The sequence below is a fragment of the Paraburkholderia sp. SSBN10T genome, assembly GCF_056619545.1.
In genome coordinates, this window is sequence record NZ_JBWQQI010000001.1 from 477,343 (window position 1) to 491,069 (window position 13,727).

At 61.8% G+C, this 13,727-nt stretch carries 12 protein-coding genes; 9 read left to right on the plus strand and 3 right to left on the minus strand.

Features of this window, described 5'->3' with window-relative positions; all coding sequences use genetic code 11:
- Nucleotides 1–106: 106 nt before the first annotated feature.
- From AC1ECK_RS02175 to AC1ECK_RS02200, 6 genes are all read left to right on the plus strand, one after another.
- On the plus strand, nucleotides 107–1,012 hold the full coding sequence (locus tag AC1ECK_RS02175; RefSeq protein WP_480315390.1) for a hypothetical protein: 906 nt from the start codon (nucleotides 107–109) through the stop codon (nucleotides 1,010–1,012).
- Nucleotides 1,013–1,228: 216 nt separating this feature from the next.
- The gene (locus AC1ECK_RS02180; protein ID WP_480315392.1) at nucleotides 1,229–2,710 is read left to right on the plus strand and encodes a carboxylesterase/lipase family protein; all 1,482 of its coding nucleotides are present in this window, start codon (nucleotides 1,229–1,231) and stop codon (nucleotides 2,708–2,710) included.
- Nucleotides 2,711–2,910: 200 nt separating this feature from the next.
- The gene (locus AC1ECK_RS02185) at nucleotides 2,911–3,735 is read left to right on the plus strand and encodes an alpha/beta fold hydrolase (protein WP_480315394.1); all 825 of its coding nucleotides are present in this window, start codon (nucleotides 2,911–2,913) and stop codon (nucleotides 3,733–3,735) included.
- Nucleotides 3,736–4,524: 789 nt separating this feature from the next.
- The gene (locus AC1ECK_RS02190) at nucleotides 4,525–5,283 is read left to right on the plus strand and encodes a COG4705 family protein (RefSeq protein WP_480315396.1); all 759 of its coding nucleotides are present in this window, start codon (nucleotides 4,525–4,527) and stop codon (nucleotides 5,281–5,283) included.
- A 232-nt stretch (nucleotides 5,284–5,515) separates the two neighbouring features.
- A complete protein-coding gene (locus AC1ECK_RS02195; protein ID WP_480315398.1) occupies nucleotides 5,516–6,178 on the plus strand; it encodes a dihydrofolate reductase family protein in 663 nt (220 codons plus the stop codon).
- 132 nt (nucleotides 6,179–6,310) lie between these two features.
- On the plus strand, nucleotides 6,311–7,294 hold the full coding sequence (locus AC1ECK_RS02200; RefSeq protein WP_480315400.1) for a PDR/VanB family oxidoreductase: 984 nt from the start codon (nucleotides 6,311–6,313) through the stop codon (nucleotides 7,292–7,294).
- Between the two features lie 63 nt (nucleotides 7,295–7,357).
- On the opposite strand, the gene hydA is transcribed toward AC1ECK_RS02200, so the two are convergent.
- From hydA to AC1ECK_RS02215, 3 genes are all read right to left on the minus strand, one after another.
- On the minus strand, nucleotides 7,358–8,827 hold the full coding sequence (hydA, locus tag AC1ECK_RS02205; RefSeq protein WP_480315402.1) for a dihydropyrimidinase: 1,470 nt from the start codon (nucleotides 8,825–8,827) through the stop codon (nucleotides 7,358–7,360).
- A gap of 107 nt (nucleotides 8,828–8,934) precedes the next feature.
- Complete coding sequence (locus tag AC1ECK_RS02210; RefSeq protein WP_480315404.1) at nucleotides 8,935–9,714, minus strand: SDR family NAD(P)-dependent oxidoreductase; 780 nt, start codon at nucleotides 9,712–9,714, stop codon at nucleotides 8,935–8,937.
- Nucleotides 9,715–9,718: 4 nt separating this feature from the next.
- On the minus strand, nucleotides 9,719–10,666 hold the full coding sequence (locus AC1ECK_RS02215) for a dihydrodipicolinate synthase family protein (RefSeq protein WP_480315406.1): 948 nt from the start codon (nucleotides 10,664–10,666) through the stop codon (nucleotides 9,719–9,721).
- A gap of 194 nt (nucleotides 10,667–10,860) precedes the next feature.
- On the opposite strand from AC1ECK_RS02215, the gene AC1ECK_RS02220 reads away from it, so the two are divergent.
- From AC1ECK_RS02220 to AC1ECK_RS02230, 3 genes are all read left to right on the plus strand, one after another.
- Nucleotides 10,861–11,874 (plus strand): ABC transporter substrate-binding protein, encoded by a 1,014-nt coding sequence (locus AC1ECK_RS02220; RefSeq protein WP_480315408.1) that lies wholly within the window; start codon nucleotides 10,861–10,863, stop codon nucleotides 11,872–11,874.
- Between the two features lie 100 nt (nucleotides 11,875–11,974).
- Nucleotides 11,975–12,820 (plus strand): ABC transporter ATP-binding protein, encoded by an 846-nt coding sequence (locus AC1ECK_RS02225; RefSeq protein ID WP_480315410.1) that lies wholly within the window; start codon nucleotides 11,975–11,977, stop codon nucleotides 12,818–12,820.
- The gene (locus AC1ECK_RS02230; protein ID WP_480315412.1) at nucleotides 12,817–13,596 is read left to right on the plus strand and encodes an ABC transporter permease; all 780 of its coding nucleotides are present in this window, start codon (nucleotides 12,817–12,819) and stop codon (nucleotides 13,594–13,596) included. Before AC1ECK_RS02225 ends, AC1ECK_RS02230 begins: the two co-directional genes overlap by 4 nt.
- Nucleotides 13,597–13,727: the final 131 nt, after the last annotated feature.

Genomic DNA, 13,727 nt, shown 5'->3' on the forward strand with positions numbered 1-13,727 from the left:
CCTCAACAAAACGGAATGCGTCTTCCAATAGCGAAGTAGAGGAAAAATCGTATGGCGTTTGATTTCCAGGCGCGCGAGACAACACACAACCCGACAGGAGCATAAGATGAAGATCGTGCTATTCGATCCGGACAACTGGAAGAAAGACCATCCTACCGGCGCTATTGCCTTTCAGCACATGCTGAAGGGGGACGACCCGACCTCACCCGAAAACTTCATGTACATCCTCGGGCGGCAGGATGCAGACTTCCATATGCCTCGGCATCGCCACAATTTTGAACAAATTCGTCTGCCATTGACGGGACCGTATCACGTTCAGCCTGGCCTGGTTCTCGAGGAGGGACAGATTGGCTACTTTCCTGAGGGGCTCGCCTATGGGCCTCAGGAAGACCCGATTACGGAGGGAACTCCGGCCGGTCGGCTCTCCCTGACATTGCAGTTCGGCGGTTCCTCGGCCTACGGTTTCATGAGCATCGAACAGAGGCGCCGGGCATGGAAGGAACTCGAACAGACCGGGCAATTCGACGGTCCCTTCTACGTCCGCTCTGACGGCAAGCGCGAGTGGGGGCTCAATGCCATTTGGCAGCAAGTCTTCGGTGTCAAGCTCAAGTATCCACATCCGCGATACAGGAGGGTGATAGTTGCGGATCCGAAGCACTTCAACTGGCTGTCGGTAAAAGGGTCGCCTGGAGTCGATCACAAATTCATGGGAAGCTTCTCGGAGCGCGGCGTTTGGATTGAGATGTTACGTCTGCGCGACGAGGCCATCTGGTCGTCGGTGGATGATTCCGCCCAGCGTTTGTTCGTTATCCTTTCTGGTGAGGGCCGTGTAGATGATCAGCCGTTGACTTACTTGACCGCGTTGCAGGTATACCCAGGGGAGCGGCTCGAAATCAAGGCGACGTCAACCATGGAACTGTTCCAGGTCGGTTTGCCCCCCGTTGAACTGCCTATTATCGAGTCGGATATGTTCGACGAGGAAGAAATGCGGCCGGAAGACGAACTTGGGTAATTGCGTGCAGACACATGACGGTTTGTGCACCTGCATCAGACCCATGGCCTATACCTTGCCGTGTACAGTGTTGTACGTGCCATCGGGATAGTTTTAGGGCTTCATATGGATGTATGTTCAACGGCCGCTTTTGGAAAACTGAAGGGCTGGTCACGGTCGCCCTGAGTCGGCGCGACGGTGGATTTCAATGGTTGCGTGCGTCCAGGAGATTTCACAATGGTCGAGAATCAGTATGTCGAGGTTGCGGAAGGCCGCCTTCGAGGGATGACCGAGAACTCAGTTCACAAGTTCTTTGGCATTCCTTATGCGGCCCCACCTGTGGGCGACCTCCGCTGGCGTGCGCCTGCGCCACCGCTTGAGTGGCCAGGTACGCGTGACGCGACGCAGTTCGGGCCGTGTGCGATGCAAACGCAAGGTGCGGTTTTCAATTTGCGAGTGACGCAAAGAAGCGAGGATTGTCTGTACTTGAACGTCTGGACCACTTCGCTGGACGCTCGAGTTCGGAAACCCGTCATGGTATGGATTCACGGCGGTGGAAACCTGGGAGGCGCGGGATCGGAAGATGCCTATGACGGCACCAGATTCGCAGAGCAAGGTGTCGTGCTGGTAACGATTAACTATCGGCTGGGGGCTTTCGGGTTCTTGAGTCACCCGGCACTGGGTGCCAATTTTGCGGTGCTGGACTGGATCGCCGCGCTGGAATGGGTGCGTAAGAACATTGCCTGCTTCGGCGGCAATCCGTCGAACGTAACGATCTTCGGGCAGTCGGCTGGAGCCGTGGCGGTGAGAATGCTGCTTGCGTCGCCGCAGGCGGATGGTCTTTTTCACAAGGCCATCATGGAAAGCGGAGGCGGCGAGCGCGCGGCATTTGCTCCGGAGCTTTCATGGGAGCACGCTCGACAAGCGGCCGAGCGCCTATTTGAACGCGTCGGAACCGCAGATCCCGACGCGTTACGCCAAATCCCCTCGGCGGTAGTAGGGCAGGCGTCGTACGACCTGTGCGGTATTCCGCCGCCTCCTGGTCGCGTTCACACGCCGGCACATCTTGTATGGGGCCCCTTTGCCGATGGCGAAATAGTTCTGCCCGGCGCCGATCCACTTCAGCGCAAGGAGATTCCCGTTCTCATGGGCAGTACGGAGAACGAAGCGCGCTATTTCCTCAAACCGGGCGGCGTATATCCGCCGCCCATGCTCGCGGGCATGACCACCATGCTTGGAGGTGCGCGCTGGGATGACGTGGCGGCTGCGCTGTCCAGTTTGCAGACGACCGTCTATGAATCGATCGACCAACTCTTTACAGTTGCGATTTTTGCTGAACCGGCGTACGAAGCCGTACGTCGGCTGACTCAATCGAGTAGGCGTATTTATTACTATCACTTCAACCGGGTAGCGCCCGGCGCCGCCGCGTCGCAAGAATTGGCAAAGCACACAGGGGAGATCCGCTACGTCTTCCGTAATCTGACGACAGACGGGTACTACGATGAACTCGATGGACAGCTCTCGGCACAGATGCAATCGGCATGGGTGGAGTTTGCAACTTCGGGGGTTCCCAAGCCGGAGGGCGGTGAGCCCTGGCCCGAGTTTAGGTCGGACAATCCGCAGATGACGTACATCGAAAACACGCTTGAGAAACGGCCATTCGTGGTATCGGAACTGATCAAAGCAATCAATTCGATGCGCACACAATCTATCGCTTGAAATCCCAAAGGAGAACTGCGACAGGTCGCCGGGGCAGTCAGTTTGAACGGTCCGGTATTTGCAGATCGGAAGGACCGGTTGAATCCGCAACCGCGTATTGCCGATCGCCGTCAGGGTAGGGACCGGCCACTCTGCATATCTCGACAGCGACACGCGAGTGGTTGACAATCGTGGCTTAACGCGTATGGGAGAACAGGGTAATGGAGGCCTCGCTAGAAACCGTCACTGTCGGTACCGCGCGGATCGCGGCTGAATGGACCGGCGACGGTCAACCGATCGTATTCCTGCATGCCAACATCGCGGACCGTCGGATGTGGCGTCACCAACTGAATACGCTCGCCACCAGTTATCGGGTGATCGCATTCGACCGCCGGGGCTTCGGTGAGACGGGCATGGTCGACGAGATCTACAGCCAAACAGATGATTTGTTTGCCGTGCTCGACCAACTGGCAGGCAGCGACAAGCCGGCCATTCTGGTTGGCTGCTCGAGGGGCGGCAGCATTGCCATCGACGCCGCACTCGCCCGGCCTGAGCGAATTGCGGCACTGGTGCTGGTCGCACCGGGTGTCAGCGGCGCACCCGCCGCAACATCAGTTACAGCCGTGCAGCGACTGCTCGATGCTACTGAGTTGGCGATAAAGTCAGGCGATCTCGATGAGGTGAATCGACTGCAAGCAGCACTCTGGCTAGACGGGCCACTGGCGGATGAGGGGCGCGTGAGCGGACCGGTCCGCGACCTGTTCCTGACTATGAACGCGATCGCTTTGGCAACGCCGCCACTTGGTTGCGCTGTCGAGCCCGAGCCGGCCTGGGGGCGACTCGATCAAATCACCGTTCCAGTAAGGATCTTGTGCGGTAACCTCGATATCCCCCACATCCAGACACGCTGCGAACAGCTCGCGGCAGTGCTCCCGGACGGTCGGCTCGAGATGCTGGGCGCAGTTGCTCATCTGCCAAGTCTCGAACAGCCCGAACGTTTTACCGAGCGGCTGCTGACAATACTTGCTGATTTCGAACGGACCTGACTTCTGGCGTACTGTCGATCGCTGCATGGCAAGGTTTGGGTTGAGTATGCCGTTTGCATGGGTTGGTCGTCGGCCAGGCAGCGACATTGAGGGTGACGCCTGACCCGGCGTTCATAGGCCTGCTCCCTTCGAAAAGCGGCCATCCGTGAATTCGTCGAGCTCCGATCCAGTCTTGTAGATCAGCTAGAGATGGCCGCAGACGTTGCATTTGAGCGTACTGGGATTCGTCACGATGGTAGTGAGGTGGACGTATATTTTCTGATCGAACAACTTGCCGATCATGACCGGGACCACAGATGGCGGATGTGCTCGATCTTGAGAGAAACTGCTGAAAATTGAATGGGTATCGTCGCTGCTGAGCGGTTGCTTTCGGGAAACGTGACCGGCCGCAGCAGGTCGGCTACGGAATTTCGATGTTACTCAGATGTCGGCGCCAGGCAGTGGTAGAGGAACTTCCGGGTTCGGCCATGACGGGTCGTTCAAGATCGGTGCGAACATGAGATCGATATGTCCGCTCCCAGTTGCAAGCGGACTAACGATGCTCGGTAGTGGCGCGACGCCAACTGCCGGATCCAGGTTTATAGGCCGCCGCGTGCGCTTTCGCAAGAAAGCACGGTCGCGCCTAAGGTTTTCTTAAGGACGCGTCCTGCACACTAAAACCCAACGTTGGCTTACTTTTCTTAACGGGATATCCCACATTGTGAAGAAGACGCGAAGTTTGCGCTTTCAGCGCCGCGTCCCTGCATGACGGTGACGGGACCCCTGGACTGCCTACATGAGGGAACGAATATGGACACAACGAAGCACATGGCGATGACCAAGGTGCCTGAGGTCACGCTTGGTTTCTGGACCGTCAAGATCGCAGCGACGACACTAGGCGAGACTGGCGGAGATGCAGTCTCGATGTCGATGAATCTGGGCTACCTTGTCGGCACGATCATTTTCGCGGTGATATTCTTCGCCGCTGTCAGCGCCCAGATTCGGGCGAACCGGTTTAATCCGCTTCTTTACTGGGTAACCATCGTCGCCACAACGACAGTCGGTACGACGCTTGCTGACTTTGCCGACCGGTCTCTCGGGATCGGCTACTCGGGCGGAAGTACGATCCTTCTCGTTTTGCTGCTGGGCTCGCTCTTCACCTGGTACAAGGTGATGGGTTCGGTATCGGTGACGACTGTATCTTCGCCCAAAGCGGAGATGTTTTACTGGGTGACGATCATGTTTTCCCAGACGCTCGGTACCGCGCTGGGCGACTGGACTGCTGACACGGTTGCGCTCGGCTACACCGGCGCGGCCATTGTTTTCGGTGGCCTACTACTGGTGCTCCTTGTTGCGCACTATTGGACCAACATCTCATCGACGATACTCTTCTGGGCCGCGTTCATTCTGACTCGTCCGCTCGGGGCGGCGCTGGGTGACTTCCTCGACAAGCCAATCGACCATGGTGGTCTGGCGATGAACCGTTATGCTGCTTCGATCGCGCTTCTAGGCTTCATCCTGACCAGTTTGATGGTCTTCAGGCAAAGAGCAGCAAAGGCCGCTCACTGATTGAAATTCCAGGCAGCCGCACACCCTGTGCGGCCTGTTTGCAACGTCTGTCTACGCGACTAGCGAGCGGTCAATTCCATCTAAAGCAGCGATCGAACCGCGGATCGACAATGCCCACGAGGCGCGTTAGGATGAGGCAGTAACTGTCCCTTTCGACAGAGTTGTCACGCAACTCGTAAACCATGCAGATTCGCTGTCCACACTACGTTAGACGTCTAAACGGAGGCAAACGATGACACGAGTTCGCGTTAATGGCTTCACCATCTCGCTCGACGGATACGGAGCAGGCCCGAATCAAGACATCAACAATCCGCTCGGCGTTGGCGGGACGGAACTGCACCAGTGGCTAGTCCCAACACGCACGTTCCAGCGGGCCTTGTTCGGCAAGGACGGCGGTACGACCGGGGTTGACGATGATTTCGCCGCCCGTGGCTTTCAGAATGTTGGAGCCTGGATTCTTGGGAGGAACATGTTCGGACCCATTCGTGGGGACTGGCCGGACACAAACTGGAAAGGCTGGTGGGGAGACAATCCACCGTATCACGTTCCAGCCTTCATCTTGACCCATCATGCTCGTCCCCCCATCGAGATGGAAGGCGGTACGACGTTTCACTTCATAACAGGAGGCATTCGCGAGGCGCTCGACCGTGCACGCGAGGCCGCTGCCGGAATGGACGTGCGGATCGGCGGTGGGCCGGACACAATCCGGCAGTATCTTCGTGAGGGCCTCATTGATGAACTGCACATTGCTATCGCGCCGGTCCTGCTCGGCCGGGGAGAATCGCTGTTCGAAGGGGTTGACTTTCGGGCTCTGGGATACGAATGCGTTGAATTCGTAGCGTCGGAGAAGGCCACGCATGTCGTCCTGCGGCGCCAAGGACACAAGGACGCCTAACCACTCGCTAAATTCGCGCATGGCCCGCGAGTTTTTCACCTTGCTCTTATCTGCTGAAGGTCGGTAGGCTTGCACATCCAAACCGAACCAGCGCGCGTCACCTGAATGTCCAGTCGGCGCGCGCGCTCTGTCATGTCTCTCGAAGTTTTTATCAGTGAAATCGAACGCGTCGCCGCCGGCGTGACAATGCTCACACTCAGTCCAGCGGGGCAGAGCAGCCTTCCACCGGCCGCACCTGGCGCTCATATTCGCGTGCAGTTGCCCGACGGGCTCGAACGCTGCTATTCGCTTGTCCAGGCGCCCGGCGCGGCGCATTTCCGTATCGCCGTGGCGTTGCAATCTGCGGGAGCAGGCGGCTCGCGATATCTGTGCGAGCAGGCGCAAGTGGGGCAGCGTCTGACCATCGCCGGACCGTTCGACACGTTTCAGTTGAACGAGCGCACGCCATGCAGCATCTTCATCGCTGGAGGAATCGGCATCACGCCGATCTGGAGCATGATCCAGAAGCTCGAGCGTCTGGAACGACCGTGGCGGCTGTACTACGCAATGCGTCGGCGCGAGAGCGGCGCGTTCGTCGAAGACCTGCTGAAGCTCGATCACATTGGCGGCTCGCGCGTGCACCTTGCGATTTCCGACGCGGCAACCGAAGCCAACAGCAGCGCACGGCTCGACATCGCGGCTATCGTGGCAGGCGCCGGGCCGGCCGATCATCTCTATTGCTGCGGGCCCGAACGCATGCTGACGCAGTTTCGCTCGGCGACGGCGCAACGCGACGCCGCAACCGTTCACTGGGAATACTTCCAGGCGCCAGCCGAGGCCGGTACGTCGGGCGACAGTGCCGCAGCTGCCGGCCACTACACACTCGAACTGCGGCGCAGTGAGCGCGTGATCGTTGTCGTGCCCGGCACGACGGCGCTCGATGCCTTGCTCGCGGCCGGCATCGACCTGCCGTACGGTTGCCGCCAGGGCATTTGTGGAAGCTGCGAGATCGGCGTGCTCGACGGCACGCCGGATCATCGCGATCTGGTCCTGAGCGACGAGGAACGCGCCGCGAACCGCACGATGATGCCGTGCTGTTCGGGCTGCATCGGCGAGCGGCTCGTCGTCGACCTCTGAGCGCCGGGCCGGCGAGCCGAGGTCCTCGCTCATTCACGCATCGCTCAAGCGTCGCTCACGTGCTCACTCATCCGCCTTCGCGTTCCACGTCCTGAGCAAGCCGAGGTGGGCCGAATGGGCGGGATCGCGCTTCGTCAGCAATGGCTCCGGCGTAGTGCGCGCAATATAACGGCCGGACCCGCGCTCGACCTGCAGCGTGTCGTTTTCCACCACTACACGCCCCCGGCTTACGACGATTTCCGGCCAGCCGCGCACCTTGCGTCCTTCGTAGGGCGTGTAGCCGACGTTGTCGTGCAGCATCGACGTGGACAGCGTTTTCTCGATGTCGGGATTCCAGATCGCCAGGTCGGCGTCGCTGCCGACCTGAATGGCGCCCTTGCGCGGATACAGGCCGTAGGTGCGTGCGTGGTTCGTAGAACTCAGCGCAACGAACTCGTTGAGCGTGATGCGCGCCTGTCCGACGCCTTCGGAAAAGAGCAGCGGCAGACGGGCTTCGAGTCCGGGCACGCCGTTGGCCATCTGCTTGAAGGTCGTATCCTCGCCGTAGGGCAGTTTGCCGCTTTCGTCGAAGCGGTACGGAGCGTGATCGGATGAGTACATCGCGAGCGTGCCGTGTTTCAGGCCGCTCCACAGCGCGTCCTGTGCGGCCTTGTCGCGCGGCGGCGGACTGCAGCAGAACTTCGCGCCCTCCATTCCCGGCAGGTCGAGGTTGTCGGCGGTGAGAAAAAGATATTGCGGGCACGTCTCGCCGTGGATCGACAGGCCGAACTGCTGTGCCGAGTCGATCAGCTTGACCGTTTCGCCGCCCGACACATGCACGATCAGAAGCGGTGTATCGATCAGCCGCGCGAGCTGGATGGCGCGATGCGCCGCCTCGGTTTCGGCGATCGGCGTATGCGCGGCGGCGTGATACTTCGGCGCCTTGCGTCCCTCGGCGATCAGCCGCTGCGCGAGCCAGCGGATCATGTCGTTGTTCTCCGCATGCACCATCACGAGCGCGCCCGCTTCACGCGCGACCGAGAGCACGTCGAGGAACTGATAGTCGTCCAGTTTCAGCGCGTCGTAGGTCATGAACACCTTGAACGACGTGATGCCGTCGCGAATCGCCTGCGGCAGGTCGTATTCGAGCGTCGCTGCGTCGGGATTCGCGACGATCAGGTGGAAACCATAGTCGATGACGGCCTTTTCTTTTGCACGCTGTGCGTAGTCGGCGATCACGTCGGGCAGCCGCTTGCCGCGATGCTGCGCGGCGAACGGAATGATCGTGGTTGTGCCGCCGAATGCCGCGGACACACTGCCGCTGTAGAAATCGTCGGCGCACATCACGCCCATGCCGGATAGCTGTTCGATATGGCAATGACTGTCGATGCCGCCCGGCATCACGAGCCGATGCGCGGCGTCGATGTCGCGCTTGCCGGGCAGCAGGTTCGGCGCGACGGCGTTGATCAGTCCGTCGCGAATGCCGATGTCCGCGCTGATCGTGTCGGTCGCCGTGACGACGATACCGTTGCGGATGGTGAGGTCGAATTCCATAGTCATCCTGAGGAGGAGAAGCGCACCGCGTGAAGCTGCGGCGTGCGCGGAATAACGTGAGGTCTGGCTGAGGCGTAAAGGGAAGCGGACGCTGCGGGCTCCGCCTTTCAGAACGTGCCGGGGTAGGCGCCGCCGTCAAGCAGGATGTTCTGGCCGGTCAGATAGCCCGCATGGGTCGACGCGATGAATGCGCACATCGCACCGAATTCCGTCGGATCACCGAAGCGCCGCGAAGGATTGGCGGCTCGCCTTTCCTCGAGCACGGCCTCGACCGTCTTTCCAGACGCGCGCGCAGCGCCGGCGGCCGTCGCTTCGAGACGACTGGTCGCGAACGGTCCGGGCAGCAGGTTGTTCACGGTTACGCCGTGTTGCGCGACCTTGCGCGCAAGGCCGGCCGTGAAGCCTGTCAAGCCGGTACGCGCGCCGTTCGACAGTGCGAGCGCGTCGATCGGCGCCTTCACCGCGCCCGAGGTGATGTTGACGATGCGCCCGAAACGCCGCGCGATCATCGCATCGACGGTCGCGCGAATCAGTTCGATCGGCGCAATCATATTGGCGTCGAGGGCATCGATCCAGTCGTCGCGCGAAAACTCGCGGAAATCGCCGGTTTTCGGCCCCGCCGTGTTGGTGACCAGAATGTCGGGGGCGTCGCAGGCGGACAGCGCCAGCGCGCGCCCTTCGGCCGTCGTGATGTCGCAGGCGACGGCGGTGACCTTCGCGCTGCTGTGGGCGCGGATCTGATCCGCGGCTGTCTCGAGCGGCGCGGCCGTGCGCGCGACGATCGTCACTTCCACGCCTTCCGCGGCTAGCGCGTTGGCGCAGGCGAAGCCGAGACCTTTGCTCGCGCCGCACACGAGCGCGCGGCGGCCGGTTATGCCAAGGTTCATCGCGTCACGCTCCGCTCAGCGGGGCGGGCGCGGCTGCACGGAGCGACAGGCCCACCCGTTCGATTACGCGTTCGATCTCGGCCTGCGTGCGCGCGTCGATGGTCGCGCCCGGCGAGCGGATTGCCGCATTCGCGATGGCGCCGCGCTGCTGGTACACGTACTTGCGCAGCGCGAGGCCGATCTTCGGCTGGAACTCGTAGCGGATCAACGGACAGTAGCGATCGAACAGCGCGGCCGCGCCCGCTTCATCGCCGGCGGAAAAGCGCTCGTAGATCGCGACGAGAATCTCGGGAAACGCGAAACCCGTCATCGTGCCGACCGCGCCGCGCTGGAGTTCTTCCAGAAAGAACACGCCGCCAAGGCCGCCGAACACTTTGACGGCGCCTTCGGCCTGCTCGAGGATGCGGCTGATCTTGGGCGTGACGGGCGGCTCTTCGAGCTTGATCATATGCACGCCGCCTTCCCGGCCGAGTCGCGCGACGACCTCCGCCTTGATCTCGGTGCCGAAGGAATCGGGGAAGTCGTGGATGACGACCGGGATCGACACCGCGCGGGCGAGCGCGCTGTAGAAGTCGAACAGCACAGCGTCCGACGCGCCGTCGAGCGGCGCCGCGAACACCGCGCAGGCGCCGAGCGCTTCTGCTTCGCGCGCTTGCTCGATGGTGCCGGCAATGCCCAGGTCGCGCACACCCACCCACACCGGCACGCGGCCAGCGGCGCTGCGCACGAAGCTTTCGACCACGAGCGCGCGCTCCGCCTTCGACAGCTTGTGCGCCTCGCCAAGGAAGCCCAGCACCGCGAGCCCGGTGACACCTGCTGCAATCTGGAAATCGACGAGCGTTTCGATGCTCGCCACGTCGACTTCGAGCGCTTCCGTGAAGGGCGTCGGGCAGATCGTGTAGACGCCGTGCGCGATGTTCGAGAGCGCCGGCGCAAGAGAAGAACGGGTCATCGTAGCTCCACAAAAAAAACGCTGCGTCGGGAAAAAAATATCTCGCGCAGACAGGCGATGGCGAAGCAGCTTAGCGGCAGTCGCGCGTGAAGACGAATCTAAAAATGCGCGCCGTCGTGCCGAAAATCTCGCCTTCCTGATTTTTTATGTCGCGCTAAGCTCGCCGCACTTCTTACTAAAACCCTTCCCTGCACATGACGCCTGTCGACAGATGCAAGACGCTCGCCGCCGCCGGCCTGCTAGCCGCGGCACAGGCCGCCGGCGCGGCCACGCCCGTGAAGTTCGTGATGGACTGGGCCTTCGACGGCCCGCAGGCGATCTGGACCATCGCCGCGCAACAGAACTGCTTCGCGAAACAAGGACTCGATCTGAAGATCGACCGTGGTTTCGGTTCGAGCGATTCGATCGGCAAGGTCGCGGCCGGCGCGTATGACATCGGCGTGGCGGACTTCAGCAGCGTCGTTGCGTACGACGCCGCGCACCCGGATGCGGCATTGAAGATCGTGTTCGTCGTGAGCGACCGTTCGCCGACTTCGGTGTCGGTGCTCAAGAGCTCGGGCATCACGAAGCCGAAGGATCTGGAGGGCAAGCGTCTCGCCGATTCGCAGGGTGAGGCGAGCCGCGTGCTGTTCCCCGCCTTCGCGAAAGCCAACGGCATCGACGTGAGCAAGGTGAGCTGGGTCAGCGTCACGCCGAATCTGCGCGAGGCGAGCCTGGTGCAGGGTAGCGCCGACGCGGCCGCCGGCCACATGTTCACGGTGCTGAGCGGGATGAAGGCCATCGGTATCGAGCAGGACAAGGTGTTCACGATGGAGTACGCGAAATACGGCGTGGACGTGCCAGGCAGCTCGGTCATCGTCAAGCCGCAATGGGCCGGCGCGCATCCGAAGGAACTGCAGGCGTTCCTTTCCTGCGCCGCCTCCGGCATCCGTGCGTCGATCAGCGATCCGAAGGCCGCGCTCGCGTCGCTGCACACCTACAACTCGCTGCTCGACGACCCGTCCGAAGCGCTCGCGCTCGATTTCTCGACGCGCTACGCGATTCTCACGCCGCGTGTGAAGCAGAACGGACTGAGCTACGTCGATCCGGCGCGCTACGACGCGGTGCTGCACGAAGTGTCGGGTGCGCTGGGCGTGCCGACTCCCGCGCTGGGCGCCGTGTGGGACAGCAGCTATCTGCCGCCGAAAGCACAGTTGACGGTGCCTTGACGTTGTCCCGGCGACGCGGCGTCGACGTGTCGGCCGCAGCGGGCGCCGGGCCCCGGCGCGTGCCGCCATCGTTATTTTCGAAGCGAGGAATGGCGTGTTCATGAGAAGTACGACCCCTGAAAAGCCGGCAGCTTCCGGAATGGCCGGTGCAGCGGCGGGTCCGCAGGCGCATGTCGACCTGCGCAAGGTAGGACTGGTCTATGGCGAAGGGCCGCGGCGCACGCTCGCGCTCGAAGGACTCGATCTGCGCGTGAATCGCGGTGAATTCGTCGCGGTCGTCGGGCCGTCCGGCTCCGGCAAATCGACGCTGATGAAGCTCGTGACCGGCCTGATTCAACCCGACGCGGGCGAAGTGAGGTACGACGGCAAGCGCGTCACCGGGCCGGTCAATGGCGTGGGCATGGCGTTCCAGAACGCGACATTGCTGCCGTGGCGCACTACGCTCAGCAACGTGATGCTGCCGTTCGAGATCGTCGGGCAGCACCGGCGCAACTGGCGACGCGACAAGGCGCAGTTCGAGGCGCGTGCGCGCGAACTGCTCGAGACGGTCGGGCTGACGGAATTCGCCGACCGCCACCCGGGTCAACTGTCCGGCGGGATGCAGCAACGCGCAAACGTGTGCCGCGCGCTTGTGCACGAACCGGATCTGCTGATGCTCGACGAACCGTTCGGCGCGCTCGACGCGTTCACGCGCGAGGAACTGTGGGGCGTCACGCAGAAGCTTTGGATGAAGCGGCGTTTCAGCGCGATCCTCGTCACGCACGACCTGCGCGAAGCCGTGTTTCTGGCCGACCGTGTGATCGTGCTGAGCAACCGTCCTGGGCGCGTGGTGCTGGAGCAGACCATCGACTTTCCCAGGCCGCGCGACATCTCGACGATCTATCAGCCGGAGTTCGGTGAAATCGTCCGTGCGCTGCGCGCGAAGATCGTGGAGGTGCGCGGATGATCACCTCATCCCGACAGAAACACTGGCAGCGGGCGACGCCCTGGCTCGCGCTCGTCCTGCTGTTGCTGGTCTGGCAGAGCGCATCGACGCTGATCGCCAACAGCGCGCTGATCCTGCCGTCGCCGGCTTCGGTGCTGCAATCGTTTGCGGCGAATCGCGGGGCGATAGCGGCCAACGCGTGGCAGACGCTCGTCACGTCGCTGCTCGGCTTCGCGGCGGCGATCGTGATCGGCGTGTTGGTGGGGTTGGCGATCGGCGTGTCGGCGTCGCTGTACAAGGGTCTATATCCGATGCTCGTGGCGTTCAACGCGGTGCCGAAAGTCGCGCTGATGCCGCTGCTCGTACTGTGGTTCGGCATCGGCCCGGTGCCCGCCACGATCCTCGCGTTCTCGCTCGCGGTGTTTCCGATCATCGTGAACGTCGCCACGGGGCTCGCGTCGATCGACCATGAGATGGAAGACGTGATGCGCTCGCTCGGCGCAAGCCGCATGCAGATCATCTGGAAAGTAGGCATACCGAACATGACGCCGTTTCTGTTCGCGTCGTTCAAAATCGCGATTACGCTGGCCTTCGTCGGCTCGGTACTGTCGGAGACGGTTGCGGCCAACAGCGGCATCGGCTTTCTGATGCAGGAGGCGTCGTCGCGCTTCGACGTGCGGCTCGTTTTCGCGGGGCTGATCGTAACGGCGCTGATGGCCGTCATCGCGTACGCGATCTGCGTGCTGATCGAAAAGCGGCTGACGCGCTGGACCCTGCACACCGCGCGGCGCCGCTGATGTGCCTGCGAGGCCGTTCCGAAGGTGGCATCGGCTCCGCGCACGCGCATCGAAATTTCGCGGCGGGCCGCGCAATTATTGATCTTTACCGCCCCAAAACGGCCACTTACTCTGACTGCATGCCGGACGCG

What these genes read in the sequence shown, in the direction of transcription:
- AC1ECK_RS02195 (WP_480315398.1), top strand. Translation starts at nt 5,516, where the DNA reads ATGACACGAGTTCGCGTTAATGGCTTCACCATCTCGCTCGACGGATAC.
- AC1ECK_RS02215 (WP_480315406.1), bottom strand. Translation starts at nt 10,666, where the DNA reads ATGACCCGTTCTTCTCTTGCGCCGGCGCTCTCGAACATCGCGCACGGC.
- hydA (WP_480315402.1), bottom strand. Translation starts at nt 8,827, where the DNA reads ATGGAATTCGACCTCACCATCCGCAACGGTATCGTCGTCACGGCGACC.
- AC1ECK_RS02230 (WP_480315412.1), top strand. Translation starts at nt 12,817, where the DNA reads ATGATCACCTCATCCCGACAGAAACACTGGCAGCGGGCGACGCCCTGG.
- AC1ECK_RS02175 (WP_480315390.1), top strand. Translation starts at nt 107, where the DNA reads ATGAAGATCGTGCTATTCGATCCGGACAACTGGAAGAAAGACCATCCT.
- AC1ECK_RS02210 (WP_480315404.1), bottom strand. Translation starts at nt 9,714, where the DNA reads ATGAACCTTGGCATAACCGGCCGCCGCGCGCTCGTGTGCGGCGCGAGC.
- AC1ECK_RS02185 (WP_480315394.1), top strand. Translation starts at nt 2,911, where the DNA reads ATGGAGGCCTCGCTAGAAACCGTCACTGTCGGTACCGCGCGGATCGCG.
- AC1ECK_RS02180 (WP_480315392.1), top strand. Translation starts at nt 1,229, where the DNA reads ATGGTCGAGAATCAGTATGTCGAGGTTGCGGAAGGCCGCCTTCGAGGG.
- AC1ECK_RS02220 (WP_480315408.1), top strand. Translation starts at nt 10,861, where the DNA reads ATGACGCCTGTCGACAGATGCAAGACGCTCGCCGCCGCCGGCCTGCTA.
- AC1ECK_RS02225 (WP_480315410.1), top strand. Translation starts at nt 11,975, where the DNA reads ATGAGAAGTACGACCCCTGAAAAGCCGGCAGCTTCCGGAATGGCCGGT.
- AC1ECK_RS02190 (WP_480315396.1), top strand. Translation starts at nt 4,525, where the DNA reads ATGGACACAACGAAGCACATGGCGATGACCAAGGTGCCTGAGGTCACG.
- AC1ECK_RS02200 (WP_480315400.1), top strand. Translation starts at nt 6,311, where the DNA reads ATGTCTCTCGAAGTTTTTATCAGTGAAATCGAACGCGTCGCCGCCGGC.